Below are 13362 nucleotides of genomic sequence, written 5' to 3' on the forward strand. Positions count from 1 at the left end.
CTGGCTGCCCCGCCGCCTGCAGCGCCGCATCCCCGCCTGCTCGAACAGGCGCGCGCCGCCTTTGATCGCCACGCCGCGCGCCTGCCGCACAAGGATGTGGTGGCGATCGCGGATTACAGCCTGCACAGCGCCGCGCCGCGCTTCTTCCTGTTCGCGCCGGGCAGCAACCAGGTCACCGCCCTGCGAGTCGCCCATGGCCGGGGCTCCGATCCGGCACACACCGGCTTCCTACGGCAGTTTTCCGCCCGTCCCGGCTCGGCGGCCAGCAGCGCCGGCGCCTATCTCACCGGCCCCACCTATGTGGGCCAGCATGGCCGCTCACGCCGGCTGATCGGGCTGGATCCGGAGAATGAAACGGCGATGGCGCGCGCCATCGTCATCCACGGCGCCTGGTATTGCGAGCCGGCCGTGCTGCAGCAGACCGGCAAGCTGGGGCGCTCGGAAGGCTGCTTCGCCTTTTCCGGCGCCGATGTGGAGCTTGTGCTGGCACGCCTGCCCGAAGGCAGCCTGCTCTATTCCGGGCGCGCCTGATTCCTGTATGAATTATTGACAAAGCAATAACTCTAATTAGCCTTCGTTCCGCGGCTGTCCGGTATTGTCTGGACCGCAGCCTGTGATCGGGGGGTTCATATGGTTAGAATGGCGTCTTTAGCGGCTGCGTCACTGGTTTTGGCTGGCACGACCGCCCATGCGACTGTCGTGGAAGATTTTGAAACCGGTGCCTTTGGAGCCGCCTGGACAGAGTTTGGCTCAGTTCCGCCCGTCATCAGTGCCGCAGGCGCCTTCGCGGGCAGCTTTGGCGCCACCGGAGCGACTGCCGGCGGCAACTCGTGGCACTACAGGACAGACACCACGGCTGGCACCGGCTCCGTGCTGTCAGCCTGGACCCGCAGCAGCAGCACTGTGGGGGCGCCGGCAGGCGGTCGCTTCTACCTCGGCTTTGGCGCCAGTGCTGCCGGCGCCTCAAGCTTTGTCGTGGCCTTCAACACCCAGGAACTGCTCTTTCAGAACAATTCGGCATTTGGGTTTCAGAATTTGAACACGGCGTCGTTCACCTTCAGCCCCGACAAATGGTATCGCGCCGAAGTCCTGTTCGGCGCCAGCAGCATCACCGGCAACCTGTATGACAGCGATGGCACCACGCTGCTCGCCTCTCTGGTGGCATCCGGACTGACCAACGCCAACAACAATGGCATCGCGGTGCGCGCCTTCAACGGAGCCGCGTTTGATGACATCAGCCTCAGCAGGCGCATTGGCGCGGTGCCGGAACCGGCAAGCTGGGCGATGCTGATCATGGGCTTTGGCCTGGCTGGTGCAGCCCAGCGCCGCCGGCGCCAGATCGCTGCCTGATCGCACCAACATGGCATGATCGGCCCGCTGCACGCATCGTGCGGCGGGCCGATGTCTGTCAGGGCCATTCGTACCGCGACTGCACGAGACCGGATGGGAAGCTGCGCGTGCAGACATGGCGGACTTCGACATCCGTCACTTGCGGCCCAAACAGCGGCCGCCCCTGCCCCAGCAGCACCGGCAGCCGGCTGATCACCAGCGACCGCACCAGCCCGGCGGCCAACGCGCTGCGGATCGTCTCGCCGCCGTCGATGTAGAGATTGCGCCAACCACGCGCCGCCGCCAGCGCCGTCGCTTCGGGCAATGAGCGCACGATGGCCACGCGCTCGGCCAGCCAGGCCGGCAGCAGGGCCGAATCCTGCGTGCGGCTGAGCACCAGCACCGGCAGCTGGAACGGCCAGGGCTCGAACCCCGCCACCGTCCGGAACGTCTCCCGACCCATCAGGATGGCATCCATGCCGGCAATGAAGTCGCCATAGCCATGGTCCTCGCCGGCGGCATTGGCGGCATTCAGCCAGTCGATGCTGCCATCATCGCGGGCGATGAAGCCGTCGAGACTGGTGGCGATGAAGACATGGCCCTGCAGAACGCCGCCGATCATGCCGGCGCGCCTCTCGTGCTCAGCGCCATGAAGTCATAGCGGCAAGCAACTTCGGCGACGCACTCCGGCCAGTGTCCGCCGCCCTGCCAGTAATCGACCAGTCCGAGGCGCCGGCACAGCTGCACGAACCGCGGGCTTTCGCGCAGGCGACTGTTCATGCGCAGGAACAGGTGCGACAGGCCGTCAACCAGCGGCAACAGGCTGCCCGGCTGCTGGAGTTGTTCCACTGGCATCCGATCAACCAGATCATAGAGGGCATCAAGGTCCATGCCGAGAAAGGCGCAGATGCCGATCAGGCTGATATCGTTGCGTCCAGCAGCCACCCGCGCCTCCAGGCGCGCCGTTGCCGCGCGCCCCAGTGCAGCCGGATCACTTATGAGGCCTTCGGCGGCAAACACCGCATTGTCCATCAGCACGGTCCTGCCATAACGCTCGCGCCAGCCGGGCCGCAGCAGATCGCGCACCATTCCAGCCTCGCCAGCCACGGCGGCGGTCCACAGCGTCACCGCCATCACGCTGGCATCGTGCGGCCAACGTTCCACCGCGGCGCTCATCAGGGTCAGGGACTGACCTGTCTGACCAGCGGTGAACAGCGCGTTGGCATAGGCGATGACGTTGGGCGGCCGCAGTGGATCGAGCCGCCACGCCAGTTCGGCCATGGCAAAGGACTGGCCGAGCCGGCCAACCGAGAGATAGTGGAAGTAGAGAGACCACAGGATCTCGGTGTCGGCAGGTGCGGCAAGGCGGGCCCGTTCCAGCCGGTCTTCGCAGGCCGCAAAGCGCCCGGCTGGCGGTTCCAGCATGAACAGCGCCTTGTGGGCCTCACCGCAGTTTGGATCGATGGCCAGCGCCTGCTCGGCAGCGATCTGCGCTTCACTGCGCAGACGGGGTTCATCGGCCGCCGTCGCGCTCCAGCGCTGCGCCGCCCGCAGGTTGGCGAAAAGCCCCCAGGCCTCGGCATTGTCGGGCTGGGCCGCGCGCAGGGCCGGCAGGGTCACGACGTCCGCGCCTTTGGTCATCCCGCTGTGCAGGGCCTGCCGCAGCGACAGGATGGTATCGAACATCAGGCCAGACAGGCGCTTCGCCGTTCCAGGCTGCCGGATCATGCCGTCAAGCGCCGTCATCGCACCGCGCGCCACCTCGTCCTGCAGGTCGAAAGGATTGTCGATGTCGCCGTCAAAGCGCTGCGTCCACAGCATCTCTTGGTCGCTGATCCGCACCAGTTGCGCTGCCACCCGGACATGGCGTCCCGATCGGCGCACCGAACCATCGAGCACATGGGTCACGCCCAGCTCGCGGGCGATGCGCGGCACCTGCTTGTCGGCACCACGATACTGGAAACTGGACGTGCGCCCGATCACCCGTACCGAGGAACCACGCGCGATCGACTGCAGTATCTCTTCCGAAACGCCATCGGCAAAGACATCGAAGGCCGGATCGGCCGACAGGTTGTCGAAGGGCAGCACGGCCAGCAGGCAGTCACTGGCGGCGTTGGCAGTGATGACCGGCTGCGGCGTGTGCGGGGTGAGGCGATAGCCCACACGCGTCAGCGTCTCGATCTGGAAGGCGCCGCTGGACTGTCCCAGCTTGCGCAGACGAGAGATGCAGCGCTGGATGGCATCGTCCCCCACAAAGGTGCCGTTCCAACAGCGTGCCACCATCAGGTCACGCGAGACCGTGCGATCGGCCATGTCAACCAGCAGCACCAGCACCTGCATCACGCGCGGTTCCAGCGTGGTCACCACCCCGGCGTGGGAAATCTCGCGCAGCGATGGACGGACCTCAAGATTGCCAATGCTGAAATCAGCACAACTGGCCAACAGGATCGGGGACTGGTCGTCGCTGCTGTTCATCGGTCCATCATCGGGGATTCATCGGGTTTCTGCCCTGTCGGCGCCATCCTTCCAAGTTCTATCTGGATCCTGTCGGAACCAGAACACGCCCATCCACTTCCGACGGAATAAACCAAACCCAAGGGAGATTGTCATGACCAACAACCGCGAATTCTTCGGCGCCATGGGCGCCGTGCTGCTCAGCACCCTCTACCTGATGGCACTCGATGCCAGCTTCCTGTTCGATCTTGCATCGCGGGCCGGCCTGTATGCCTGAGCGATGGCGACACAACGGCCATCTCAGGACAAAAGGAAGGGGCGGCGCCAACATGCGGCGCCGCCCCTCTTTTGGATGTTCGATCGACTGGAGCGCCGAGCGCCCCCACTCAGCGACCGTTGTCCATCACCTTGGTCCAGGCCTTGGCAAAGTCCTGCACCATCTTCGCATGGCCGTCGCTGGCGCCATAGACTTCGGCCACGGCGCGCAGTTCGGCATGGCTGCCGAACAGCAGGTCCACCGGGCTGGCCGTCCACTTCTTCGCGCCCGTCGTGCGGTCAACGCCGTCATAGAGGCCTTCGGTGGCGGACTTCTGCCACTTGGTCTCCATGCCGAGCAGGTTCACGAACCAGTCGTTGGTCAGAACGCCCGGGCGGTTGGTGAACACGCCGACCTTGCTGCCGCCGGCATTGGCGTCGAGCGCGCGCAGGCCGCCGACCAGCACGGTCATCTCCGGCACCGTCACCCCCAGCAGGCTGGCGCGATCGACCATCGAGGTGGTGGGGTTGAAGGGGCTGTCCGGCGTCCAGTGGTTCCGGAAGCCATCGGCCTTGGGCTCCAGCACGGCAAAGCTGGCCACGTCGGTCTGCGCCTGGCTGGCATCGGTGCGGCCCGGCGTGAACGGCAGGCTGATCTTCACGCCGGCGTCGGCAGCGGCCTTTTCCACCGCGGCATTGCCGGCCAGCACGATCATGTCTGCCACGCTGATCTTGCGGCCGCCCGGCGCTGCCTTGTTGAAATCGCCGGCGATGCGCTCCAGCACGGGCAGCACCTTGGCGAGTTCCGCCGGGTTGTTCACCGCCCAGTCCTTCTGCGGAGCCAGCCGCAGCCGGCCGCCGTTGGCGCCGCCACGCCGATCGGTACCGCGATAGGAGGCGGCGGCCGACCATGCGGTGCGCACCAATTCCGGCACGCTCAGCCCGCTGGCCAGCACCTTGCCCTTCAGATCGGCGACATCGGCCGCGGTCACCAGCGCATGGGTGACAGGCGGCACCGGGTCCTGCCAGATCAGTACCTGCTTGGGCACATCGGCGCCGATGTACCGGTTCAGCGGTCCCATGTCGCGATGGGTCAGCTTGAACCAGGCGCGGCCGAAGGCATCCTCGAACGCCTTTGGGTTCTTCAGCCAGCCCTGGGTGATCTTGCGATAGGCCGGATCCTCACGCAGCGCGAGGTCGGTCGTGAACATGATCGGCGCGTGGAACGTGTCCGGCTTGTGGGCATCGGGCACCGACTTCACCTCGGCGGCGTTCTTCGGCTCCCACTGGGTGGCGCCAGCCGGGCTCTTGGTCTTCACCCATTCGAACCCGTAGAGGTTTTCCAGGTACTGCATCGTCCAGGCAGTCGGGTTGGCACTCCACGCGCCTTCCAGGCCCGAGGTGATGGTGTCGGCGCCCTTGCCGGTGCCGTACTTGTTCTCCCAGCCCATGCCCTGCTTTTCGAGGCTCTCGGCCGAAGGCTCCTTGCCGACGTTGCTGGCCGCAGCCGCGCCGTGCGCCTTGCCGAAGGTGTGGCCACCGGCGATCAGCGCGGCGGTTTCCTCATCGTTCATCGCCATGCGACCGAAGGTTTCGCGGATGTCGCGCGCGGCGGCCAGCGGATCGGGCACGCCATTGGGGCCTTCCGGGTTCACATAAATGAGGCCCATCTGCACGGCGCCCAGCGGGTTGGCCAGCTTGCGGCCCTCGCTGTAACGCTTGTCCTCAAGCATCTTGGCTTCCGGGCCCCAGTATACCTTGTCGGCCTCCCAGTCGTCGGTGCGGCCGCCGCCGAAGCCGAAGGTCTTGAAGCCCATCGATTCCAGCGCGACGTTGCCGGCCAGCACCATCAGGTCGGCCCAGCTCAGCGCGCGGCCATATTTCTGCTTCACCGGCCACAGCAGGCGGCGCGCCTTGTCGAGGTTGGCGTTGTCGGGCCACGAGTTCAGCGGCTCGAAGCGCTGCTGGCCGCCACCGGCACCGCCGCGGCCATCGGCGATGCGATAGGTGCCGGCGCTGTGCCAAGCCATGCGGATCATGAACGGGCCATAATGGCCATAGTCGGCCGGCCACCAGGGCTGGCTGGTGGTCAGCACCTTCTCGACGTCGGCCTTCACGGCCTTCAGGTCGAGCTTGGCGAACTCGGCGGCATAGTTGAAATTATCGCCATAGGGGTTGGACGACGGCGCGTGCTGCCTGAGCGGTGACAGGTCGACCAGTTCGGGCCACCAATATTGCGGCGACGTGTTTGCGGTCGGGCTTGTGGCCATGCGGGCCTCCTGCGCGTTGGCGGCGCCAACGGCCATCCCGGCCACGGCCAGCGCCACGATGGATGCGAATGTGCGGTGCATGATGCTCCCCTTTCCGTTGTTGGAACAGGGTGAAGTTACCTATGCGCACGACGATTGGAGAAATTGATTGTCCTGCCCGCTGCAATCGCTTTTTTTCACAAGCCATCTGGCCAGCAACGAAAAAGGGCCGGCGCTGCCCCCGGCCCTCCACATCTGCCCGCCGTGGCGCGCCGCTCAGTCCTTGGCGCGCTCCACGTAGCTCGAATCCTCGGTGTTGATGACGATGCGGGTGCCCACCTCGATATGCGGCGGCACCATCACGCGGGCGCCGGATTCCACCGTGGCCGGCTTGTAGCTGGAGCTGGCGGTCTGGCCCTTCACCACCGGTTCGGTGGCAATGATTTCCATCGTGACGCGGGTCGGCAGGGTGATGGTGATGGCCTTGCCGTCGAACATCAGGATCTTGCACTCGGCATTTTCCTGCAGGAAGGCGATGCCGTCGCCGATCATCGCCTCGGTCAGGCTGATCTGCTCATAGCTCTCGTTGTTGATGAAGATATATTCCTCACCGTCCTTGTAGAGATAATTGTGGGACACTTCCTCCACGAACGCCCGTTCCAGGCTGTCAGTGGTTTTCACGGTGATCACCGTCTTCACGCCATCGGCGATGCGCCGCATGTCGATGGTGGTGGTTGGCGTGCCCTTGCCGGGGCGGAACGTCTCGGCCTTGAGGACGACATAGAGCTGCCCGTCCTCGTGCTCGATGACCTGACCCTTGCGGAAATTGCTGGCGATGTCCTTGACCATGATATCCCCTAAGCGCGATGGCGCGCACTGCGGCGCGTTAGGGCATGGCCGCTGCACTGTTCAAGGAAAATCATGACGCGTTCCGATTCTGGTCGCCCCTTCTGGCACGCCGACATCCATGCCGACCGGCGCCCGTTCCTGCTGGGCCGCACCCGCATCAAGGCGGCGCTGCGCCAGTGGTTCGCCAGCGCCGGGTTCATCGAGGTGGAGTGCGGCGCTGTCCAGGTCTCGCCGGGCAACGAAACCCACCTGCACGGCTTTCCCGTGCTGTGGCAGCCCGAGGGCGGCCCGGCCGAAACGCGCTATCTCCACACCAGCCCGGAGTTTGCCGCCAAGAAGCTGCTCGCTGCCGGCGAGACGCGCATCGTCGATTTTGCCCGGGTGTGGCGCAATGGCGAGCTTGGCCCGCTCCACAGCCCGGAATTCACCATGGTGGAATGGTATCGCGCGGCAACAGCGGAATCGGGTGCCGACTGGACGGAGGTGATCGCCGATACGTTGGCGCTGGTCCGCACCGCTCAGCACATGGGCGATGGCCCCTTGCGCTGGCGCGGCCGCAGCTGTGATGCCATGGCCGAGCCCGAGATGCTGAGCGTGGCCGAGGCCTTTGCCCGCCATGCCGGCATCGATCTGGCTGCCTGCCTCGACAGCCGCGACGCGCTCGCCGCCGAAGTCGCGCGTGTCGGTCTCGACGTGCGCGCCGACGACACCTGGTCAGACCTGTTCAGCCGGGTGATCGTGGCCATCGAGCCCCAGCTGGGCCATGGCCGCATCACCTTCCTCACCCATTATCCGGTGGCCGAGGCTGCACTGGCCCGGCCCTGGCCGGCCGATCCCCGCTGGGCCGAGCGCTTCGAGGCCTATGCCTGCGGCGTGGAACTGGCCAACGGCTTCGGCGAACTCACCGACGCGGCCGAGCAGCGCCGCCGCTTCGAAGCCGACATGGACGAGAAACAGCGCCTCTATGGCCGCCGTTACCCGATCGACGAGGATTTCATCGAGGCGTTGTCGCATATGCCGCCGGCCAGCGGCGTGGCGCTGGGCTTCGAACGCCTCGCCCTGCTGGCGCTAGGCGGCACCGACATCAGGCAGGTGATCTGGACGCCGTTTCCCGGCTGAAGAACCCCAACTTCACCGCCGGCACCAGGAACAACGTCAGGAACAGCGTGTTGCTGACCGCGTTGAGCGGCATGCCCGTCGCCACCGACAGCGCCGAGTCCACCACATACCAGATCAGCACCGCCCGGGAGAGCCCGCGCCACACCGCCGGATTGGCCCCGCTCACCCGCCACACGGCGAGCATTGCGCAGCCCCAGCCCAGCATCACCGCGCCAATCAGCGCGACGGATATCCGCATCCCCGCCGTATCGAAGTCACCCGCATTCACCGTGCCGCCGCTGACCACCCAATAAAACAGCCCGGCGCCGCCATCGAGCCCTGGCACCCCGGCGCCGGAAAACAGGCACCCAAATCCGATCGTCATCCACACCCAGGCGTGCAGGCAGTTTTCCCAGAAATTGCGTGTCATGGCGTCGTCTCCCTTGGTCTTACGAACCAAGGTTGCGCGCAGCGGAAACGCGCCGCAATTACCGGGCGGGTAGGCCAAAAGGGCAAAGTCCTGACTGTCGGCGCCCTAATCGAGCGTGGCCACCCAATCGGCGACGACACGGGCATAGAGCGCCGGGTCCTGCATGTGCATCATGTGGCCCATCTCGGGGAAGGACTGGCATTCATAGCGCTGGCCGGCGCCGCGCACCAATTCGCCAACGCGGTCAGCCTGCTCATCCGACAGTGCGCCGACGAACAGGCCGCTTTCGGCATCGATGCCGCGATAATGGTGGGTCATCAGCACCGGCACCTTCACTTGCGCCAGCATGCGGGCGTGATCGCAGCTGGCAAAGAGCATGCCGTCGAGCGTTCTGCGCGCCCATTCGGGATCATATTCCTTCAGCATCTGTGGCGGTGCCGCCGGTTCATAGGGGCGCGCGGCCAGCACGGCCGGCATGTTGGTCTTCACCTCCCGCACGAAACCGGGCCAGTCGCCGATGGACCATTGATCGCCCAGATATTTGGCAAAGCCCCCGAAGATCAGCGACACCGCGCTGCCATGCAGATTGTGGCCACGGCTGGTGCGATATTCCGCGCCGAACAGCGGCGGGTCTTCATACAGCGCCGCCTTGATCAGCCCCGGCGGTGCATAGGCCGACAGCCACGCCGACAACACGCCGCCCGACGACAGCCCGCAGACAATCACCGGTCGCCCGATGACGATCTGCACGAAGCGCACCAGATCATTGCCCATGTTGTCGATCGTGTAGCGACCCGGCGTGCGCGATGAGCGCCCCTGCCCGCGCAGGTCGACCGCATAGAGGCGGAACCGGTCTTCCAGCAGCCGCATCGCCGGCTCATAGCCCCACCAGCTTTCGGTCTGACCCGGCACCAGCAGCAGGGCGGGCGCATCGTCAGGCCCGGCCACGGCATAGTTCATCCTAATCTCGCCAAGATCGACAAGATGCTCGGCATAGCCATGGGGCACGAAGACATCGTTCGGAAACTGCGGGTCGCCAAAGTGGATCATGATCAGCCCCGTCCCCTCGTCACCGTCAAGCGCATGGCGGCATCAAAGTCAGGTTACCACCCGGGATCACCCCTGTCATTCCATCGGCCTGAAAGACCGGACATGCAAGGAGAGGCCTCCCCCAGCCGCGGCGTCCGACGTCACCGATGCTCACGAAATGCCTGTTGGCAGCCGCGCGGCCAGTTCCTGCAGCCGTTCAGGCTCGAATAGGGCGCGATAGGCCCGGGACATCTGCGGGCACAACACCTCCACCAGCTGGCAATCATCGATCCAGCAGGCAATCAGGTCGAAGAAGCCGTTCGTCACCTTCCGCGCCATGACCCCGGCGACGGCCGCGGCGCTCATGATGCCAGGCTCGTCCAGCGTGCTCTCGATCAGGATATGTGCCCCCGATGCACGCGCGCGGGCGCCTTCGCTCACCATGACGTTGCCGTGCTCATCCGGAAGGAACTGCGTCCCGTTCGACAACACCTCGATGTAGTTCCCAATGGGATCAGCGCCGGCGGCGTGCCAGGCGCCCTGGCCTGGCCCCCGCATTGCAAAGGCCTGCCCTCCCATCAGTGTCGCGAGGAAGTGGGCCGTTTCTCGGGGGCGGTCGGCGACGAGCGAGGCGTGCAGTATCATGATCATTCTTCTTTCGATCCGATGCTACGCGCGCCAGTCTCGACAGGAAGTTGCTAATGTCGCAGACATGGTTGCAATAATGCAGCCCCTGGGGACCAGCGATGCGTCTCGACTGGAATGATCTGCGCTTCTTCCTCGCCATGCTCGAGGAAGGTTCCAGCAAGCGCGCCGCAGCGGCGTTGAAGGTCAACCAGACCACCTGTGTCAGGCGGATCGCGATGCTCGAGGCCGCGCTGGGCGTCGACCTGTTCTCGCTCGAAAATGGCCGCTACGTGCCAACCAGCCATGCACTTGCCATTCGGGAGGCTGCCATGGGCGTGAATGCGGCGGCGGCACAGTTCGAGAACCTGGCGCGAAGCCGGCAGCGACGCGTTTCCGGATCACTGAAGGTGACGTGCGAGGAAATTCTGGTGCCAATGGTCGTGCTGCCGGCGCTGGCGGAGCTTCGGAAAGCCTACCCCGAGGTCAGCACCGAGCTCGATGTCAGCGCCAGCCCCAGGGATATCGCGGCCGGTGAAGCTGATGTTGCCGTTCGCGCGACAGCCGGACCAGCTGACGACGGACTTGTCTGGCACAGGCTGGGGGAGGATCCGCTCGCCGTCTATTGCAGCCATGCCTATCCGGACCCGCCCCTCGCGATCGATGACCTGCTGCGCCATCCACTGATCTGTTATGAAGTCCATGCCCGCCATATCCGCGACCTGGCGCCCAGTGCAGACATTCGCCACGTCTCCAATTCCTGGCGGGCCATTCTCGGTCTCATCGCTGCGGGCGAGGGCATCGGCATCGTCCCCAAGATCGTGACGGCGGCCTCGGATGTCCGTATCCAATGCTGCTTTGATCTGCCCAATCAAGCCGGCATCTGGATCATCTACCCTCAACAGCTGAAGCGCGTGCCCTATGTTCGCGTGTTGCAGCAGCTGATCGAACGCCGCTTCGACGCAATCCTGTCGGCAAGCCCGACGGCCAGTGCCTGACCCCACCTTTCCCCATGTCGGCAATTTGACAATCTGCCCCCGTGCCATAGGCTGCACAACCGACATGGAGGGGGGAAGCCATGGTCTCGACGCTGTTCCGCGAATGCCTGATGGATGTCTACCTGGGTGAGCATGCCGGGGAAGCGGCCTTTGCCGTGATGCTGGCCGGCGCCGAGACAGACGAGCAGCGCTACATACTCGGCACCCTCCTGCAGGCCGAGACCGAGGGCAAGGCGCTGATGCGGCCGCTGCTGGCCCGGCTGGGCTTGCCGCTGCACGACAGTGCAGGCATCAGCGCAGGTGCGGCGGCCGGGGCCGAACCGATCAATGGCCTGCCCTGGCGCGAGCGCTTCGTCCTGCTCGGCGAAACCGTACAGTCCACCTACCTGGCGCGCTACGAGGAACTGGCGACCCTGGTTTCGCCGGAGGAAGACGCCGAGGCCGCGCGCATTGCCCTCTTCATGGGCGATCATGAGCGGGCGCTGTTCGCCCTGGCCAGCAATGTCGTGAACGGTGTTGCCAATCCGGCCGCGCCCGTCGCCGACCTCCTGCACTTCCCCTTGCCGCAGTAGGCGTCCCGCGGCAGGTCAAGGCCAGCCTTACCTCCGACGTCATTGCGCGGCGACAATCCTCTGGCAGGATGCGGCCATGGCAACCCGTCCCGACCTCTCCGATCCCGGCCCGTTCGGCACTGCCCTCAAGGCGGCGCGGGGCAGCCGGCGCATCAGCCAGCTTGCCCTCGCCCTTGAAGCCGGGGTGAGCGCGCGGCACCTGAGTTTCCTGGAATCCGGGCGGGCGATGCCCAGCCGCGAGATGGTGCTGACGCTCGCCGAGGCGCTGGCCCTGCCGCTGGCGCAGCGCAATCACCTGCTCAATGCTGCCGGCTTCGCCAGCGCCTATCCGGCCTCGCCACTGGCATCAGACGCCATCGCCCCGTTCCGCACCATCCTGCAGACCATGATGCACAATCACGCCCCCTTCCCGGCGCTGCTGTGTGACCGGCACTGGAACGTGCTGGAGGCCAGCCCGTCGGCCGCGGCGATGTTGACGCCCTTGCTGGAGGGGTGGCACGCCCCCCCCAACGTGTTCCGCCTCACCGCCTGCCATCCGCGCGCTGTTGAGTTCATCGCCAATCTGCCGGAAGTGCTGCATGAAAGCCTGGAGCGGCTGGCGCTGGAACAGTCCCTGGCCGGCGATGATCCGGTGCTGGCCGATCTGATCGCAGTCACCCGCGCGGCCGCAGCCCGTCACCCGTATCGCCCGGCAGCGCGCACGCGGTCGCCGGTGCTGCCGGTCTCCTATCGCGGGCCGGCCGGCGTGCTCAGCTTCCTGTCGGTGGTTGCCCAGTGCGGCACATCCGAAGACGTGACGGTGCGCGATCTAAGGCTCGAACTGCTGTTCCCGGCCGACGAGGCGACGCGGGCGGCCTTCACGGCCTGATCACGCACTTCCCGTCGATGCGGCCGGCGCCCATCGCGGCAAAGGCTTCGTGCACCTGGGCCAGCGGCAACTCCAGGCCAATGTGCGGCCGCAGATGGGCGGCGTGGGCGTCGATTGCCGCCATGTGGCGGGCGCCGGCGGCCGGGTCCTGCCGGCCCTGTTCGCCGGCGCGCACACCAATCAGCGTGATCTCCTTCAGCAACAGGCGATTCAAGGGGACCGACGGCCCTCGCCCGCCGACAAAGCCGATGATGGCATAGCGCCCGCCGCGCCTCAGCGTCTTCAACAGCGGCAGCACCAGCGTGCCGGCAACCGGATCGAACACCAGGTCGATGTCGCGCACCGGGATCTCGGGCGTGTCGCGGTCGATCAAGATGGCCTCGTGTGCGCCGGCCGCACGGGCCAGCTGCAGGCGGCTTTCCGATGACGCCACCGCCACCACGTGGGCGCCCATGTGGCTGGCCAGTTGCACCGCCACCCGGCCCATGCCGCCGCCGGCCCCGGTCACCAGCACACGCTCGCCGGCCTTCAACCGCCCGCGCTCGATCAGCCCAACCCAGGCGGTGAGCGCCCCCACCGTGAAGGCCGCCGCCTCGGCCAGCGACAG

General features: G+C 66.1%; 15 protein-coding genes. 7 read left to right on the plus strand and 8 right to left on the minus strand.

The window, feature by feature from the left end:
• The coding region (locus GJV64_RS05120) for a murein L,D-transpeptidase catalytic domain family protein (RefSeq protein ID WP_164156202.1) at window positions 1-531 on the plus strand (531 nt) is incomplete at its 5' end.
• Between the two features lie 339 nt (window positions 532-870).
• Window positions 871-1350, plus strand: coding sequence for a PEPxxWA-CTERM sorting domain-containing protein (locus GJV64_RS05125; RefSeq protein ID WP_235927606.1), 480 nt, complete (start codon window positions 871-873; stop codon window positions 1348-1350).
• 58 nt (window positions 1351-1408) lie between these two features.
• On the opposite strand, the gene GJV64_RS05130 is transcribed toward GJV64_RS05125, so the two are convergent.
• Both GJV64_RS05130 and GJV64_RS05135 read right to left on the minus strand, forming a co-directional pair.
• Window positions 1409-1951 carry a dihydrofolate reductase family protein gene (locus tag GJV64_RS05130; protein ID WP_164156204.1) on the minus strand — a complete coding sequence of 181 codons (543 nt, stop codon included), beginning with the start codon at window positions 1949-1951 and terminating at the stop codon, window positions 1409-1411.
• Complete coding sequence (locus GJV64_RS05135; protein WP_164156205.1) at window positions 1948-3804, minus strand: winged helix-turn-helix domain-containing protein; 1857 nt, start codon at window positions 3802-3804, stop codon at window positions 1948-1950. The genes GJV64_RS05130 and GJV64_RS05135 overlap by 4 nt, the downstream gene beginning before the upstream one ends.
• A gap of 133 nt (window positions 3805-3937) precedes the next feature.
• On the opposite strand from GJV64_RS05135, the gene GJV64_RS15690 reads away from it, so the two are divergent.
• Entirely contained in the window at window positions 3938-4060 is a 123-nt protein-coding gene (locus tag GJV64_RS15690; protein ID WP_268920635.1) for a hypothetical protein, read from the plus strand.
• A 109-nt stretch (window positions 4061-4169) separates the two neighbouring features.
• Here the strand turns inward: GJV64_RS15690 and katG are convergent, their stop codons facing one another.
• Together katG and efp are read right to left on the minus strand one after the other, a co-directional pair.
• On the minus strand, window positions 4170-6389 hold the full coding sequence (gene katG, locus GJV64_RS05140) for a catalase/peroxidase HPI (RefSeq protein ID WP_164156206.1): 2220 nt from the start codon (window positions 6387-6389) through the stop codon (window positions 4170-4172).
• A gap of 174 nt (window positions 6390-6563) precedes the next feature.
• Window positions 6564-7136: an elongation factor P gene (gene efp, locus GJV64_RS05145; protein ID WP_164156207.1), complete on the minus strand. Its 573-nt coding sequence runs from the start codon at window positions 7134-7136 to the stop codon at window positions 6564-6566.
• Window positions 7137-7208: 72 nt separating this feature from the next.
• Here efp and epmA point away from each other — a divergent pair, with 72 nt between their 5' ends.
• Window positions 7209-8255, plus strand: coding sequence for an EF-P lysine aminoacylase EpmA (gene epmA / locus GJV64_RS05150; protein WP_164156208.1), 1047 nt, complete (start codon window positions 7209-7211; stop codon window positions 8253-8255).
• Here the strand turns inward: epmA and GJV64_RS05155 are convergent.
• The 3 genes from GJV64_RS05155 to GJV64_RS05165 all read right to left on the minus strand — a co-directional run bounded on the left by GJV64_RS05155 (window position 8221) and on the right by GJV64_RS05165 (window position 10338).
• Complete coding sequence (locus tag GJV64_RS05155) at window positions 8221-8742, minus strand: hypothetical protein (protein WP_164156209.1); 522 nt, start codon at window positions 8740-8742, stop codon at window positions 8221-8223. The two genes, epmA and GJV64_RS05155, sit on opposite strands and share 35 nt — an antisense overlap.
• Before the next feature lie 27 nt (window positions 8743-8769).
• On the minus strand, window positions 8770-9714 hold the full coding sequence (locus GJV64_RS05160) for an alpha/beta fold hydrolase (RefSeq protein WP_164156210.1): 945 nt from the start codon (window positions 9712-9714) through the stop codon (window positions 8770-8772).
• Between the two features lie 150 nt (window positions 9715-9864).
• Window positions 9865-10338, minus strand: a complete 474-nt coding sequence (locus GJV64_RS05165; RefSeq protein WP_164156211.1) for a hypothetical protein — start codon at window positions 10336-10338, stop codon at window positions 9865-9867.
• A 101-nt stretch (window positions 10339-10439) separates the two neighbouring features.
• On the opposite strand from GJV64_RS05165, the gene GJV64_RS05170 reads away from it, so the two are divergent.
• The 3 genes from GJV64_RS05170 (at window position 10440) to GJV64_RS05180 (ending at window position 12755) form a co-directional block, all read left to right on the plus strand.
• Window positions 10440-11315, plus strand: coding sequence for a LysR family transcriptional regulator (locus GJV64_RS05170; protein WP_164156212.1), 876 nt, complete (start codon window positions 10440-10442; stop codon window positions 11313-11315).
• 80 nt (window positions 11316-11395) lie between these two features.
• On the plus strand, window positions 11396-11887 hold the full coding sequence (locus tag GJV64_RS05175) for a hypothetical protein (protein WP_164156213.1): 492 nt from the start codon (window positions 11396-11398) through the stop codon (window positions 11885-11887).
• 76 nt (window positions 11888-11963) lie between these two features.
• A complete protein-coding gene (locus GJV64_RS05180) occupies window positions 11964-12755 on the plus strand; it encodes a helix-turn-helix transcriptional regulator (protein WP_164156214.1) in 792 nt (263 codons plus the stop codon).
• Here the strand turns inward: GJV64_RS05180 and GJV64_RS05185 are convergent.
• The coding region (locus GJV64_RS05185) for a zinc-binding dehydrogenase (RefSeq protein WP_164156215.1) at window positions 12745-13362 on the minus strand (618 nt) is incomplete at its 5' end. The two genes, GJV64_RS05180 and GJV64_RS05185, sit on opposite strands and share 11 nt — an antisense overlap.

Origin of the sequence: Sandarakinorhabdus rubra, from assembly GCF_010994245.1 — a bacterium.
Taxonomy (GTDB): Bacteria; Pseudomonadota; Alphaproteobacteria; order Sphingomonadales; family Sphingomonadaceae; genus Sandarakinorhabdus; species Sandarakinorhabdus rubra.